Source organism: Candidatus Tumulicola sp. (genome assembly GCA_036490475.1).
GTDB lineage: Bacteria > Vulcanimicrobiota > Vulcanimicrobiia > Vulcanimicrobiales > Vulcanimicrobiaceae > Tumulicola.
Genome location: DASXDT010000006.1, coordinates 1,156,623 through 1,171,167, shown reverse-complemented (window position 1 = coordinate 1,171,167; position 14,545 = coordinate 1,156,623). Strand labels below are relative to the sequence as shown.

General features: G+C 59.5%; 15 protein-coding genes. 3 read left to right on the top strand and 12 right to left on the bottom strand.

The genetic code is table 11. The annotated features are described in order from the left end of the window. Nucleotides 1-2: 2 nt before the first annotated feature. Genes ctaD through VGF98_13040 form a run of 9 tightly spaced genes read right to left on the bottom strand, consistent with a single transcriptional unit; the run spans nucleotide 3 to nucleotide 9,211 of the window. Entirely contained in the window at nucleotides 3-1,682 is a 1,680-nt protein-coding gene (gene ctaD, locus VGF98_13080; protein HEY1682570.1) for a cytochrome c oxidase subunit I, read from the bottom strand. Nucleotides 1,683-1,695: 13 nt separating this feature from the next. Then, on the bottom strand, nucleotides 1,696-2,790 hold the full coding sequence (coxB, locus tag VGF98_13075; GenBank protein HEY1682569.1) for a cytochrome c oxidase subunit II: 1,095 nt from the start codon (nucleotides 2,788-2,790) through the stop codon (nucleotides 1,696-1,698). A 59-nt stretch (nucleotides 2,791-2,849) separates the two neighbouring features. Further along, nucleotides 2,850-3,560: an N-acetylmannosamine-6-phosphate 2-epimerase gene (locus VGF98_13070; protein HEY1682568.1), complete on the bottom strand. Its 711-nt coding sequence runs from the start codon at nucleotides 3,558-3,560 to the stop codon at nucleotides 2,850-2,852. After that, the gene (locus VGF98_13065) at nucleotides 3,557-4,444 is read right to left on the bottom strand and encodes a BadF/BadG/BcrA/BcrD ATPase family protein (GenBank protein ID HEY1682567.1); all 888 of its coding nucleotides are present in this window, start codon (nucleotides 4,442-4,444) and stop codon (nucleotides 3,557-3,559) included. The genes VGF98_13070 and VGF98_13065 overlap by 4 nt, the downstream gene beginning before the upstream one ends. 57 nt (nucleotides 4,445-4,501) lie before the next feature. After that, entirely contained in the window at nucleotides 4,502-4,828 is a 327-nt protein-coding gene (locus VGF98_13060) for a hypothetical protein (protein HEY1682566.1), read from the bottom strand. Continuing rightward, a complete protein-coding gene (locus VGF98_13055) occupies nucleotides 4,825-5,685 on the bottom strand; it encodes a hypothetical protein (GenBank protein ID HEY1682565.1) in 861 nt (286 codons plus the stop codon). Before VGF98_13055 ends, VGF98_13060 begins: the two co-directional genes overlap by 4 nt. Then, nucleotides 5,685-6,746 (bottom strand): hypothetical protein, encoded by a 1,062-nt coding sequence (locus VGF98_13050; protein HEY1682564.1) that lies wholly within the window; start codon nucleotides 6,744-6,746, stop codon nucleotides 5,685-5,687. Before VGF98_13050 ends, VGF98_13055 begins: the two co-directional genes overlap by 1 nt. Before the next feature lie 6 nt (nucleotides 6,747-6,752). Next, nucleotides 6,753-7,850 (bottom strand): hypothetical protein, encoded by a 1,098-nt coding sequence (locus VGF98_13045; protein ID HEY1682563.1) that lies wholly within the window; start codon nucleotides 7,848-7,850, stop codon nucleotides 6,753-6,755. Nucleotides 7,851-7,864: 14 nt separating this feature from the next. Continuing rightward, nucleotides 7,865-9,211, bottom strand: a complete 1,347-nt coding sequence (locus VGF98_13040) for an FAD-dependent oxidoreductase (GenBank protein HEY1682562.1) — start codon at nucleotides 9,209-9,211, stop codon at nucleotides 7,865-7,867. Between the two features lie 72 nt (nucleotides 9,212-9,283). On the opposite strand from VGF98_13040, the gene VGF98_13035 reads away from it, so the two are divergent. Both VGF98_13035 and VGF98_13030 read left to right on the top strand, forming a co-directional pair. Further along, a complete protein-coding gene (locus VGF98_13035; protein ID HEY1682561.1) occupies nucleotides 9,284-9,736 on the top strand; it encodes a DUF4870 domain-containing protein in 453 nt (150 codons plus the stop codon). A 39-nt stretch (nucleotides 9,737-9,775) separates the two neighbouring features. Beyond that, nucleotides 9,776-10,228, top strand: a complete 453-nt coding sequence (locus VGF98_13030) for a DUF4870 domain-containing protein (GenBank protein ID HEY1682560.1) — start codon at nucleotides 9,776-9,778, stop codon at nucleotides 10,226-10,228. Here VGF98_13030 and VGF98_13025 read toward each other — a convergent pair. The 3 genes from VGF98_13025 to VGF98_13015 form a co-directional block, all read right to left on the bottom strand. Further along, nucleotides 10,221-10,766, bottom strand: coding sequence for a GNAT family N-acetyltransferase (locus tag VGF98_13025; protein HEY1682559.1), 546 nt, complete (start codon nucleotides 10,764-10,766; stop codon nucleotides 10,221-10,223). The genes VGF98_13030 and VGF98_13025 overlap by 8 nt on opposite strands. A 12-nt stretch (nucleotides 10,767-10,778) precedes the next feature. Beyond that, a complete protein-coding gene (locus VGF98_13020; GenBank protein HEY1682558.1) occupies nucleotides 10,779-11,873 on the bottom strand; it encodes an AI-2E family transporter in 1,095 nt (364 codons plus the stop codon). 67 nt (nucleotides 11,874-11,940) lie between these two features. After that, entirely contained in the window at nucleotides 11,941-12,858 is a 918-nt protein-coding gene (locus tag VGF98_13015) for a hypothetical protein (GenBank protein ID HEY1682557.1), read from the bottom strand. A 105-nt stretch (nucleotides 12,859-12,963) separates the two neighbouring features. Between VGF98_13015 and VGF98_13010 the strand changes: the two genes are divergently transcribed. Further along, entirely contained in the window at nucleotides 12,964-14,502 is a 1,539-nt protein-coding gene (locus tag VGF98_13010; protein HEY1682556.1) for an amino acid permease, read from the top strand. Nucleotides 14,503-14,545 lie beyond the last annotated feature (43 nt).

Below are 14,545 nucleotides of genomic sequence, written 5' to 3'. Positions count from 1 at the left end.
GCTTAATGCGCTCCGGCCGCTGCGGGCGGCGAATCGTTGAGTTCGTCTTCCAGACCCTTATACGGGAGTGGATGCGAGAAGTCGTACGGCAGGCCGTACACGGTCGGAATGTTTTTGAAGTTGTAGTAGTGCGGCGGCGACGGAATCATCCACTCGAGCGTGCGGCCGTTCCACGGATTCGGTCCGGACCGTTTGCCGAAGCGTGCGCTAGAGATGACGTTGTAGAAGAACACCAACATACCGAGCGCCATCACGTAGGACGAAATCGACGCGAAGCGATTCCAGAACTCGAACTGCGGATCGTAGCTCGCGACCCAGCGCGGCATGCCTTCGACACCGAGCCAATGCATCGGCAAAAACGTACCGTTAAATCCGATGAAGAACAGCCAGAAGTGAATCTTTCCGAGCGTCTCGTTCAAGAGTCGTCCGGACATCTTTGGGAACCAGTAATACATCCCGGCAAACACGCCCATCATGCTTCCGCCTACGAGCACGTAGTGGAAGTGCGCGACCACGAAGTACGTGCCGTGCACGTCAAGGTCGTAGGGCACCGCGGCCAGGAAGATGCCGGTGATACCGCCGCACGTGAATAGCGCGATGAATCCGATCGCGAACAACATGGCGGTCGTCAGATGGATCTTGCCGCCCCACAGCGTCGCGGTCCACGAAAAGATCTTGATGCCGGTCGGCACGCCGATCGCGAACGTCAAGATCATGAACGGTAACTGCAAATAGGGTGCGAGGCCCGACGTGAACATGTGATGCGCCCACACCATGAAGCCCGCCAACGCGATTGCCATCGACGAAAACGCGATCAGCTTATATCCGAAGATCGGCTTACGCGCGAACGTCGGAAGCACTTCGGAGATGATTCCGAAGGCCGGCAGAATCATAATGTAGACGGCGGGATGCGAGTAGAACCAGAACATATGCTGCCATAGCACCGCACTGCCGCCCTTGGTCGGGTCGAAGAACGGCACGCCGAACTGGCGCTCGATGAACAGCGCCGCCAGCGCGGCGGCCAGCGCCGTCGTGGCGATCATCAGCAGCGGAGCGGTTGCGAACTGTGCCCAGCAGAACAGCGGCATGCGCGTAAAAGTCATCCCCGGCGCGCGCATCTTGAGCAACGTTACGACGAAATTAATACCCGTCAGCGTCGAGCTGACACCGACTAAAAAGATCGCAGCCGCCCACATCGACGTACCCGCCGCGCCTTGCAGCGACACCGGCGGATACTCAGTCCAGCCGGCGGTTGGCGCGCCCATCAGGAACGACGAGAACAACATCAAACCCGCCACCGGAAAGATCCAGAAGCTCAATAGGTTGAGCCACGGAAACGCGACGTCCCGCGCGCCGATCTGCAGCGGGAAAACCAAGTTGCCGAATCCACCGGTCAGGATGGGAATTACGACCAGCCATACCATGGCGCTGCCATGGATGCTGTACACCTCGTTATAGGTCTCGGGTGAAACGAAGCCGCCGTTAGCGTTGAGTAGTTGCGTGCGAATCGTTTCGGCCAGTAAGCCCGCCAGGATGAAGAAGACGAACCCGGTGATCAGGTATTGAATTCCGATGATCTTATGATCGATCGAGAAGACGTATCGTCGAACGAACCCCTGCGGTTCCTGGTGGATGTGACCCGCGATTCCGCCGGGATGAGCTACTGGTGCGTGGGTTGCCATGATCGTTCTCCGATTACTTCAGGGAATTCAGGTACACGACTAGATTCGCAATATCCTGATCCGAGAGTCCGTTGGTGGTTGCGTTGGGCATGCTGCCGATGCTGCCGGTGTACCCGGTCTGCAAAATCTTTGCGACGTTGGCCTCTGTGGCCGGATCGCCGTCTACGAGATTCGGGTGGGTCGGGTCGTGCAACACCGCCTTCAGGCCCGGGCCGACGATGCGCTGATCGAACGGTCCCGTCGAATGGCACGCCGAGCACTTCTGTTTGAACAGCGTCTGACCGGCCCCAATGTTCGCATTCGACAGGTTGATCGCCGTGCCGGTCGTCGTCGGTAATGCGTTGCTGACGTGCGCGTTCTTGACTTGCCAGCCGTGGAACCACGCGTTGAACTTGTCCCGGCTTTCGATGACCAGCACTTGCTTGTTCATTTGGCTATGCAACACGCCGCAGAACTGGGTGCAAATGATTTGATAGCGTCCCTCGAGGCGCGGCGTAAACCGGATCTCGGTGACGAGGCCAGGGACGGTGTCGTTTTTCAGGCGCATCGCCGGCACCCAGAACGAGTGGATCACATCCGAGGACGTCAAATTGAGCGTCACTGGAACGCCGATCGGCAGATGCATCTCGTCGGTGATCTCGCCGTTGACCTGCGGATAGCGGAACGTAAAATCGAACTGGTGGCCGATTGCTTGAACGACCAAACCGTTTTGCGGCTCCAGCATGATTTCGTACCAGATCCGAACGCTGACGGCCGACAGCAGCACGACGAACAACGCTGGGATGATCGTCCACCACAATTCGAGTTTGTGATTGTCGTGGATTTGGACGCCGATCGCGTCGGGCGGATCGCTCTTGCGCACGCGGAACGCGATCGAGAAATAGACGAGGTAGCCGGCGATGAAAATGTAGAGCGCGGTGCCGGTCGCGGCCATGAAGCGGAAGAGTGTGTCGACTTGACGCGCAGTTACGATGGCGGCCGGCAAGTATTGCTCGATCGGGAACCAGTACCAGAACCATATTCCGACGGCAGCCAGCACTGCGAGGACGGCGCTGACCATCCAAAATTGACTGCCGAGCCGAACTGGCGGCGCCGTCTGATTTACCAATGAATTCCCTCTCCCAAGCGCTCTATTGATAGACTATAAGGAAGCTCCGCGCTGCGCATCTACTTTGAGCGGTTTGGCGCGGCACCCGTCAACCCTGCAAATCGACGCACGAGCCAGTCGACGTTGGTAATTGCAGTACCGACAACGACGGCATCCGCACCGCGATCGAACGCCGCGCGCAGTTGCTCGGGATGGTGCACGCCGCCTTCGCATACGACAAATGTGTCTAGTGAAGTCATGCGTTCGACCAAGTCGAGATCGGGCAGCGCGCGGCCGCTCGTTTGGGGCGTGTAGCCACTCAACGTGGTCGCAACGATGTGTGCGCCCGCTTCTGCGGCGCGGACGGCGTCGTCGAACGTAGCACAATCGGCCATCGCGAGTTTTCCGACAGTCGCAATGGCGCGTACCGCTTCGGCCATCGTGCTGCCATCCGGTCGCGGCCGTCCCGTCGCATCGAATGCGACGATGTCGGCACCAGTCGCAGCGACGGCCTCGGCATCCGCAATCGTCGGGGTGATGTAGGGTTCGAATCCGTCGTACGCAGCCTTTACGAGACCGATTAGCGGTGCGTCGATCGCATTTCGCATCGTTGTTAGGCACGCCAAACTTCTCGCCCGAATGCCGGCGGCGCCGTTGCGGACCGCGGCATCGGCCATGGCGGCGAGCACGTCGGGCCGATCGATCGCCGAACCGTCGAAGGCTTGGACCGAGACGATCAGGCCGCCGCGCAGCTTCTCGAGGATGGCGTCCGCGGTTCGCGGATCGCTCATCCGCCGGCGGCGCGGATAGCGAGCAGCATCGCTCCTTCAGCCGGCGGCCGTTTGGCGGGGACGATTCGTACGCCGAGGCGCTCGATAGCAGCGCCGACGCGCTCGCGGTAATCGGCGTTCGCGAACATGCCGCCGATCAAGGCGACGCGCGGCGCGGCTCCATCGCGGACCGCCGCCCCGACGAGCTCGGCCAGTCGCTGCACGCCGCGTCGCGCGAGATGGTCGAACGGCGCCGCTTTCAAAACCGACGGAGCGTAGGAAGCGAGGCGGTCGCGCGTGAGTCGCCCGGCGTGCGTCGCCGACACGATCTCGCGAAGCGAGTCGACTCCGAAGTACGCACGTATCGCATTGGCCGGAGCGTCGAGGGGTCTGCCGTCATCTTCGTGCCGCATCATTTGCGCAAGAGCTTCGCGCACCAGCCAGAACGCGCTACCCTCGTCACCGAACAGATAGCCCCAACCGCCATACGTTTTTGCGTCATCCGAATTCGCGTTCGCAGCATATGCGACGGTACCGGTTCCGGCAATCACGACGATGCCGGCTTCGCCATCGAGCGCTCCCGCGAGCGCGATCGGCGCGTCGTGCAGCACGATCGTTTCGCGAGCCGGCAATTCGGGTGGACGGCCAACATGCGCGCCGTCGAACCCGGATACGCCCGCAACGATCGTATCGAATTGCGCGTCTGCAGGTAAGCCGGCGTTGGCGACCGCGGCTGCGAGCGCATCACGTAGTGCATCGCGAAGTCGCGTGGAATGTGTGGTAGCACCGACCTCATCCGCTCCGCCGACGGCTCCGCGGCCGAGAACCTGCCCGTCACCCGTTCCCACGACCGCCCTGGTCGAGCTTTGTCCGCCGTCGATTCCGGCGAAAAGGTTATCGCCCATCAATTATCACGATGTCGCAGCAAATTCGATGCTTACGGAAGATTCCCATTGTGTAGGTTACCGTTCCGCGAGTGCGGGCCGCAACTCGGCGAGTAGTTTGAGGGCGTATGCATTTGCCGAGGCTTCGCGCTCGGCATGCTTTGACAGTGTGGGAATTTCTCCTAAATGTTCCCGATGATGATATAGCTCGTGGCCGATGGCGAGCGCGACGAACCGTTCGCGCTCGCTATCCGGCATAGATTCGGTGATGCGGCGATTGATGCGAATCTCGGGAATGGTTGCGTCGTATTCCGCGCGCAGTTCGCCGCCGCCGTTCCAATCCCCGAGGTCCACAAAACGGATCGCGATGTTGTACGCGCGAGCCGACCGCAATGCTTCGCTCAATCTTCGAGCGTTATCTTCGAAAAAGCGGAGCACGGAACGGTGTTCGGGTCGAGCTGTTTGCAGACGATCGCGATTATGACGCCGATGTTCTCCTGAAGCTGTCGAAGCTGTTCTTCGGAGATGGCAAATTGGAAACTCCGTGAGAAGGCGCGATGGCAATCCAGCACGTCGACTTCTAGGCGAGCTTCATACGTTTGCACCTGCCATACAAACGCATCACTCAATTCCCGGCTAGCGGTCACGATAAAGTCTTGGCTACCCGACTCATTAGAGAGGGCGGTTAGGTAGCCCGCGACCTTCGCCTGCATCGTAGTTGGATCCGGATCGGATAGCGCTTGTTCGTTTTCTTGCACCTTGGCGTTGGCGTAGGACATCCACGCCTGCCCTAGGTTGAAGCCACTCGACGTTACCGCGGCGGTCGCAGCATCGTTGCGAAAGAAGATGTCGAAGGGGATGGCGACGTCCGCCTCGATCAGGAATGGTAACCAGAACTTGCCGCGAGCTTCTTCACCGCCGGCGAGCGCGCTATTGATGGCGCGTTCCCGATTAAAAAGCGGCGTCAGAACAAACTCACCGTTTGCGCCGGAGGCTTTGAGTCGAATGCGCATTTTGGTTATCAATGAGCGCGCGTGCTCGTTGTTCAAGGTGCCGATCACTCCGAGCGTCGGCCCAAAACCATTGAAGCCGATCTCCAAAAATAGGCTGTCGCTAAGCAGAACGTCGACGCGTCGTGGTCGCAAGAGCGCGTGCAGCTCCGGCCGAAATGCCGCGACGAACGCGATCACGATCGAAGCGACGCTCGCGACGTCGGACCAGTGATTCGCTATCCACGTTGCCAGAAGAACGTGCTGCTGCACTATTGCGTCGACTTCGTCGCGTCATCCACTGCGGAAGCGTTCGAACCATCGGAGCTCGCTTTCGCCGCGCTTCTCACAAACGGACTGGCAGCGGGTGATTGCACCGTCGTCGAGTCGCCACCGGCAACGCCGGCAAGCGCACGAGTCGCGATTCGCGTCAATGCGTCGGGTATCAACTGCTCCGCGAACCCCGAGATGAAGCCGAGGATAACGACAGCGGCGTAACCGGCCACGGATGCCGGCAACGCAATCGCTAATGGATCGCTCGAAGTTTCTTGGAACGTTACTATGCTGGTGGACAAGAGCTTCGACACGAGCAGACCGTACACGAGCAGGCCAAAAATGGCTCCGAACATCGGCGAAATAACGGCGATTCCAAACCAATCTGCATCCGTTTGAATGAAACGGTAAAACGGATCGACTTCGACGGTTGGGTCTTGCAGGCGTCGCTGAACGCTTACGACGCTGCCCACGACCGCAGCGGCCGACGTCGCGATTGCGAGGGCGGCAACGGCTCTCCACGAGCCGGCGATGTTAGGCAACAGCCACGCAACGGCGAATGCGATCGCTTGGACGGCGAGGATGACGATGGCGGCCGCGACAAGCCGTTCGGCGGCCCGAGTGCGGCTCAACGCCGCGACGCCGTACGAACCGTAAAAATAGTAGACGGCTCGGATGCACGACATCAAATCGGCGCGCAAAACGTCGACGTCTTGCTCTTGCGAAATGTCGACCGCGCTGGCGACGTACTGCGAGTAGCGGTTCGAACCGACGACGTCCTGCAGGCGGCGCCGCCACGACGGGAGGGTCGAACGAATCTGGTCGGCCGGCAATATAGCCGCAACGCACAACTCGGCCATGGCGAGATCCGACCACCATAGCTGCGCAGGCGACGTCTGCAGCTTGCTCTCAAGCTTGGAGATCTCCGCGTCGCTGTTCGACCCGGCATCCGACGCGGAGCGCATCAGATGGTACCCATCGATGATGCTGCGCAGCTCGTCCAGTGCTTGTTGCGGAAGCTTCGATCGCGGCGCTAGAAACGACGACGACTTCATAGCCATACCCTGTTACCTCTTCTCTGCCCGAGTGCCGAACTTCAGCTCGCCAATTTGGTTACGCTGGCCCTCGACAAACCACAAGTTGCCGTCGGGTCCCAAAGTGATGCTGCCTAGCTGGTAGTTCGGCGCGCTCCCGTTGATGGCGCCGGGCAGCGTGATCGTGTTGACGATGTCTCCACTTTGCGTCATCTCAGCGATCTGTCCGACGAACGGCATCGTTAGATACCAGTTGCCATCCGGTCCGACCGCAAGCCCATCTGCCTGATTCGGAATCGGATACTCCGTGATCGTTCCGTTTGGGGTGATCTTCCCGATGTAGTCGTGCTGCGTCGGGCCACTCCCCGCGGCGAACCAAACGTTGCCGTCCGGACCGTTCGCGATCTTCCATACACCGTTGGAAGCGACGATCGGATATTTCGTGACGACGCCTTTTTCCGTAACATGTAAAATCGAAGGACAGTTGGCGCTGTATCCGATCCACAACGAGCCGTCTTTCGATGCCGTCATGGGTCCGCTATAACAATATGGACTCGGGAGTGGAAACTGCTTCACCAGTTTGCCGGTCAACGTGAACTCGAGCAGTGAGGTGCTGTAGAAGCCGGTTATTTCGACCCACAAGCGATCGTGCGTTATGGTCAATCCCGACGTCCATGCGTACAGATGAGCGGGTTCGAACTCGACGATTTTCCCAGTCGGTTCGATGTATCCGACGTGCTCGCCATAATACGTCGTGAAATACACGCGGCCGCTCGAATCGGTCGCGAAATTATACGCCCACCCATACCCATAATTGTCTCTCTGATTCGGCAGCTTATGTGCCGTTATGTGGCCGTTGGGGCTTCTTTTGCCCAGGTATGCCAAGGTCGAATTCACCCAGAGCGAACCCGCAGCATCGAACGTGAGATCGAGGGCGTTCTCCATATTTTTTGCCGTGATACGGTACTCTTTGAGTATCGGCAAGTCGGCATTTCGGCGAGCGGGCACCTCGAAGGATTGCGTTGCGACCTGCGGGGTGCTGCGCAGAGAACCTCCGCCACAGGAGGCCAGACCGGCGATTGTGGCGGCGCAGATGAACGAAATGCGAAGCGATCGTGCGAAAGAGCGCATGATTGCTGTCTTCTTCACGTACGCCGTAAATCCACGCCATCGGCCTCAAGGGTCGCCCGGAGTTGCGCCGGATCGACCTCTCCGACCATCGATCCGGACCTGACGGCCAGCGCGGCCGCCGTGCCTGCGGCTTGGCCCAAGGTCATCACGGTTGGGGTGAGGCGTACCGATGCGAGCGCTTCATGCGTGGTCGAAATGCAGCGCCCCGCCACCAGCAACTGCTCGCGATTGACCGGCACCATGCAACGGTACGGGATTTCGTAACTCTTGCCCGGTGCGAGCCGCTTCGTCGTCGTTCCCGAGCCGGACGGATTATGCACGTCGATCGGATACGCGCTGCGCGCCACGGCATCGTCGAATTGCCGCGCGTTTAACACGTCGTCAGCGGTGAGCGTGTAACGACCCACGATACGCCGGGATTCACGAATGCCGATTTGCGTTCCGGTTGCGGCGATGCGTGAGTTGGCAAAACCGGGAACGCGCGTGCGGAAGAAGTCGAGTAGTTGCATCGTCTGTAAACGTGCCTCAACTTCCGCGCGGGTCAGATCGTCCGGATCGAGCGGATTGATGTTGACGACGCGCGTCATATTCACGATCACTTCGTCGGCGTACGGCGACGCAAAGATCGACACGAGCTCGCGCGGCACGTCGACGATGTTGTCCCGCACCGCGGCTTGCCAGATTTCATTCAAGCCCGCGACCGCGGTAAGCGCCGCTGCTTTACGCTGGCCGGGTGCGAGCGATGTTCGCATTTGGTCGGGATGTTCGCGCACGTAGCGCGCGAGCTCGTGCATGTCGACATGGCTAAGCCGAAACATCAGGCTGGCCGGCTGGACGCGGCCGCGTTCGTCGCCTTGCTGCGTCGGCACGCCGGCGGAGTGCGCGACGAGCGCGTCGGCCGTCGCATCGATCGCGACCGTCGCCTGGTAGCGGCGCGAGCCTGCTACCGTCGCGAACGTCGCTCCCGTTACGCCGTCGCCAACTGTTTCGGTTGAGAGAAAATAGCCGTGCAGCAATAGCTCGACGCCGGCCTCGCGCATCATCTCGAAAAGCACCGCTTTGTGCACTTCGGGGTCGAAGGGCGTTATTGTGGCGACGTAATCCGACGAGTCGGCGACGTGCCCCGGCGACGCGCCCTTGGCCATCAATCGCTCGACGATCTCTTGCGCGATACCGCCGACGATGCGGTCGCCACCGGAGTGAAACGTCATCCACGGTCCGACCATCGCGGCGGTCGCCGTGCCCCCCAGAAATCCGTATCGTTCGACCAGGGTCGTGCGCGCGCCATGACGGGCCGAGGCGATCGCCGCCGCGCAGCCCGCATTGCCGCCTCCGATCACGAGTACGCCGGTTTCGAGCACGTCGTCCGTTTCGGCGATGGGCGAGCGGCGCCTGGCGGCGTACCGGGGAGTGGATTGTGGTAAGCTGCCAACATGATTGAGACGATCGATCCGAGCGAGCGTGAAGAGCGCAACTTAGCCGTTCTCGCACATCTGTCTGCAGTAATCAGCGGGTTCGTGGTCCCCTTTGGAAACATCGCCGGCCCGCTCATCATGTACTTTTCGTATCGCGATAAGAAGCCGCTCGTGGCGCAACACGCGAAAGCATCGCTCAACTTTCAGATAACGATGACGATCGTCGCGATCATGTTGATCATCGCGGCGCTTGTCGTCTACGCGATTCTGCTGGTCACCGTGGTTGCCGGGTCGTCGGACGCGGGTAAGCCAACGCCGCTTTCGACCGGGGCGCTGATCGGGATTTTCGCCGTCGTCATCGCCTGCGTAGCATTTTTCGTCTGGACGTTCGTGCAAAATATCCTCGCCGCCGTGGCCGCCAGCAAGGGCCGCACGTACCGGTACCCGTTGGCGAGAGAGTTCGTTAAGTAGCATGAAACACGGGACCCCGCGCCATAGTACAGTAAGCGTATGATTGACACGATCGACGCCACCGAACGTGAAGAACGCGGCTGGGGCGTAGCCGCCCACCTATCGGCGCTGGTCGCAGTGGCCGGCATCCCCTTCGGGCACGTCGTTGGCCCGCTCGTGGTCTATTTGATCAACAATGGGAAGCGGCCGTTCGCGACCGAGCACGCGAAGTCGTCGCTCAACTTCCAGATCACGCTGTCGATCGGGCTCGTGTTATTAATCATCGCTCTCGTCGTCGCGTGGTTTGGCGTAATCGCAGCCGCTATCGCCGCATCCAACGGAGACTCGTCCAATACGCAGCTTCCGCCTGGAGCCATGGTTGGAATGTTCGGCGTCGCGGCGCTGTTCATTTTTGCTGGAATCGGATCGCTGGTCTGTGTGATTCTCGGAGCCGTAGCCGCGAGCCAGGGCCGTACCTACCGCTACCCGTTCGCCATCAACTTCATCAAGTAATATCGCCGCTGATGATGGCGTACTCGTACGAGTCGCGCCATTCTCCCTTTTGCAGAACGTCTCGCTCGAGCCTACGCGCGCGATGCATCCCAACCTTCTCCATAACGCGCCACGATCCGACGTTGCGAACGTCGCACGTCGCCAAAACTCCATGAAGACGTAGAGTACTGAAGGCGACGCGCAGAATTGCGCGGGAGGCTTCGCTCGCGTAGCCGTTATTCCAATAGGCTCTGTTGAACGCATATCCGTAGCCGGCGACGCCGGTTTGTCGATCCAACATCCAGAGAGTGATGCTGCCGATCACCTTTTGCTCTTCGCGCAGTTCCACGGCCAAGTCAACCTCGTCTCGTGGCCACATTAGTTGATCGCGTAGACGGCTCGCAAGAATTTCGTGGGTCTTCTCCGGTGTGTTCGGCCCCCAATCGACGTATCGCGCTACGATCGTATCTCCGCCGTATTCATGAATATCGGACTCGTCAGCGGCGCTGAATTCGCGCAGCAATAATCGCTCCGTCGCGATCGGAAACCATCGTTCCATAAGTCGGAAGCGTTAGCTCAGAGCTTTTTGCTCGTTCGCCGCCGCAATTCGGTCCAACGCGACGCGTACGATTCCGGCGACCGGAACGGCTAAGATCATGCCGATGATTCCGAGCGTTTCGGCACCAACGACGATCGATATGAAGATCACCAGCGCCGAAACGCCGACGCTCTTCCCCACGATGATCGGAGCGAGAACGCGCCCCTGCGCTTCGAATACGAGGATAAACAGCCCGAGCACGATCAAAGCGCGAATCGGCCCGGCGGCAACGAGCGCGACAACGAACATTGGAATACCGCCGATGAATTCGCCTAAGATCGGTATCAATGACGCGATTCCGGCGACGACCGCCAGCAATAGTGCGTACGGGACGCGCATAATGAGAAGAATTACCATCGCCGCGACGCCAATGATGAGCGCCAAGAGCACTTGACCGCGCACGAAACCGGCGATGACGGCGTCGGAATCGTCGATAAAGCTGGCGGCTCCCGGGCGCGCTTTCTTCGGCAGCAAGCGCATGAAGCCGGAGCGAATGCGCTCGACGTCGGTAACGAAGAAGAACGTCAACGTAAGCACGAGCAGAAGGTCGACGAAGAACGTTACGGTGCCGCGAAGTATTCCGAGCGCTTGCATCCCAAGCGTCGCGCCTAAGGCCGCCGCAACGGCTCCCGCTTTGGCGAGATTTGCGAGCACGAAGCTGCGAAGCTCCGGCGGGAGATGTTGCAAGAGCGAACTCGAGCCTGGATTCGCAGCGTCTCGCTCGACTGATTGCAACGTCGCAGGGAACGTTTGCGACAGTTCGATTGCCTGGCGCGTGACCGTGGGCGCGAGGTACGCGATGGCCAACCCGATCAGCCCGAGCACGACGACGTACACGATCAGGACCGCGAGCGCCCGCGGCATTTTGCGGCTCAACAAGCGTACCGGCGGATAAATCATATATGCGAAGAGAACGGCCGCGACGATCGTCGTGAGAATGTTTTGAATGCGCCCCGCGGCGACGCCCAGCATCCACGCCAGAATGCCGATCCCGATCAGCACGGCGATGACGATCAACGCGCGGAGCCACCCGTTTTGTGGACGCAACGATCCTTCGGAAAGCGACATAGCGCTACTTTACCCCACGGCGGAAGCACCTACCCGCGAGGCCAACGCTTCTAGCCGGATTTACGTGCTATTTCGGGAAAGCCGCGACGCCCGTTAGGCGACCCTCGCCGTAAATCTTTGCAAATGGCTTACGTTGGTTTTTCAAGAACCCTTCAACGATTTGATTGTTTTGGTTGACTTGAAAAAAGCGGCTTCCAATTCCAAACGTACTGAATATCGGGCCGTCCATGCCCGCGCCGAAGGAATACGATGGTTTCGTTTTACCAGCCGGATAAACGAACACCATGTTTTGGTCAAAGTCCGAAACGTACAACGCGTCATCTCCGCGGACGGACACTGCCTCCGGACCGGTAAGTCCCTCGAGATGCAGGTCGATCTTCTCTTTCGTTCCGTGCGGAATTTTGACAACTTCAGAGCCGTTTATCACGATGAGATCGTCTTCACGATCGATTCCGAATGCGACCGGATCTGCTTTGAACGTGATCCGCTCGAAGGGCGACGTGCTGCCGGCGCGATATCCAACGATTGCGTCGGGTTCTTGCTCGCTGACGAATACGTCTCCGGACGAATCGACCGCCAGACCATACGGAGCGAAACTTATGCCTTTGCTGATCGTAAAGCTCGGCTCTTTCGAACCGGGCGGGTACATCGTTACGGACGGATAGATGGTGTTGAGAACGTAGAGATCGCCTTTGTTGTCGGTTGCAAGACCCATCGGATCCTGGACACCGTCTGTGATCTGTCCTATCGGGTTCTTATCGTGCTTTCTCGGATCGAATAGTAATATGCGGCTGCCATTGTACTGAGCTACGTACAGCACTGGCGCCGGAGCGGCGTTTACCAAGCCCGGTGCTACTCGATCGTGTGGGTATTCCAGATGCACGAGCTCCGATGCACCGCCCGAACCGGCATTACCAAAGCAACCCGATAAAACCAAGGTGACGAGCGGAACTACGAGGCGAACCACCATCTTCGAAATCGACACGGTATTCTATCTCCGTTGAGCTGTTTGCTGCGTTAACGATCGGCAAACTTTTACCTCGCGGCGCCGAAACCAGGGAGTTTAGCAAGACACGCGATATTCTCGCTAATGCTATTTCAACGGGTTAAGCCGATCGCGCGGATTCTCGCCGAGGGTAGCGATAAAGACGGCGAGCACGCATTAAAGCGGTCGTTGGGCCCGTGGGCGCTTACCGCCATGGGCATCGGCGCCATTATCGGCACCGGTATTTTCGTGCTGACCGGCGTCGCGTCGGCGACTCGAGCCGGTCCTGCGCTGACGATTTCGTTTGTTGTGGCGGGCCTCGTCAGCGCCTTGGCTGCGCTCTGCTACGCTGAAGTCTCCAGCAAGATTCCGATCTCGGGCAGCGCGTATACGTACACGTACGCGACGCTCGGAGAGTTTTTGGCCTGGATTATCGGCTGGGATCTCGTGCTGGAATATGCGCTTGGCGCGGCGACGGTCAGCATCGGCTGGTCCGGTTACTTTGTCAACATCTTGCACCAGGCGGCCGCGGCACCGGGATTGGGATGGCTTAATATTCCGCCGGAATGGACAAATGGACCACACTGGGGCTTGGCGGGCCAAGCGGGAGTGTCGGGGTACGCGAACCTCCCCGCGGCCGGCATCATCCTGATTATCACTGCGCTTCTGGTGCGCGGTACGAAAGAGTCGGGCGCCGTCAACGCCGTGATCGTAACGATCAAGCTGTTGATCGTGCTGTTCTTTATTGCGATCGGCATCGGGCACATCGACGGCGTCAACTACCACCTTCCACCGGGCGGACCGGCGGGCATGGGTGGCTATTTCCCGTTCGGCGTGTACGGCATGCTCGGTGGCGCAGCATTCATCTTCTTTGCGTATATCGGATTCGACGCTGTCTCGACGACCGCGGAGGAAGCAAAAAACCCCGGGCGCGACCTTCCGTTTGGCATCCTCGTCAGTCTCAGCGTTTGTACGATACTCTACATCATCGTCGTCGCGATTCTGAACGGTATGGTGCCGTTCTATAAACTGAACGTCGCGTTCCCGGTCGCATTTGCGATGAACTACGTCGGCTTAGGCTGGGCCGGCGTCATCATTTCGATTGGCGCGATCGCCGGTTTAACGACCGTGCTGCTCGTGATGATGTTCGGTCAAAGCCGTATCTTCTTCGCGATGTCGCGTGACGGCTTGATACCGCCGGCGTTTACACGCGTGCATCCGACTTGGCGCACTCCGGTCTTCTCGACGGCGTTCTTTGGGATCATCATCGCTGCGATCGCAGCCTTTACGCCGATCGACATCGTCGGAGCACTCACCAATATGGGAACGCTCGCCGCATTCGTGCTGGTCTCGATCGCGGTGCCGATCCTTCGTAAACGGCATCCCGAAGTGACCGGACAGTTCACGCTACCGTTCGGACCGTACCTCATTCCAGTATTGTCGGCGCTCACAGCGCTGTCTCTGATGTACTTCCTACGGTTCGGGAACCCACTCATTTGGGGCTTCTTCCCGTTCGTTTGGCTATCGTTCATCATCTGGCTGGTTATCGGATTGATTTTCTACTTTGCGTACGGCCGACATAAGAGTACCGTCGCGCTGCAAGATATCGACCGGCTCGCGGTACGGCAGCCACCAGTAAACTGAGGCGGCCGGTCACGCGGTAGACCAGTTGTAGCGGGGCGTCGGA

Bases quoted from the DNA above. Each gene is read 5' to 3' on its own strand.
- ctaD (HEY1682570.1), bottom strand. From the start codon at position 1,682: ATGGCAACCCACGCACCAGTAGCTCATCCCGGCGGAATCGCGGGTCAC.
- VGF98_13070 (HEY1682568.1), bottom strand. From the start codon at position 3,560: ATGAGCGATCCGCGAACCGCGGACGCCATCCTCGAGAAGCTGCGCGGC.
- VGF98_13065 (HEY1682567.1), bottom strand. From the start codon at position 4,444: ATGGGCGATAACCTTTTCGCCGGAATCGACGGCGGACAAAGCTCGACC.
- VGF98_13050 (HEY1682564.1), bottom strand. From the start codon at position 6,746: ATGGCTATGAAGTCGTCGTCGTTTCTAGCGCCGCGATCGAAGCTTCCG.
- VGF98_13045 (HEY1682563.1), bottom strand. From the start codon at position 7,850: ATGCGCTCTTTCGCACGATCGCTTCGCATTTCGTTCATCTGCGCCGCC.
- VGF98_13035 (HEY1682561.1), top strand. From the start codon at position 9,284: ATGATTGAGACGATCGATCCGAGCGAGCGTGAAGAGCGCAACTTAGCC.
- VGF98_13030 (HEY1682560.1), top strand. From the start codon at position 9,776: ATGATTGACACGATCGACGCCACCGAACGTGAAGAACGCGGCTGGGGC.
- VGF98_13025 (HEY1682559.1), bottom strand. From the start codon at position 10,766: ATGGAACGATGGTTTCCGATCGCGACGGAGCGATTATTGCTGCGCGAA.
- VGF98_13020 (HEY1682558.1), bottom strand. From the start codon at position 11,873: ATGTCGCTTTCCGAAGGATCGTTGCGTCCACAAAACGGGTGGCTCCGC.
- VGF98_13010 (HEY1682556.1), top strand. From the start codon at position 12,964: ATGCTATTTCAACGGGTTAAGCCGATCGCGCGGATTCTCGCCGAGGGT.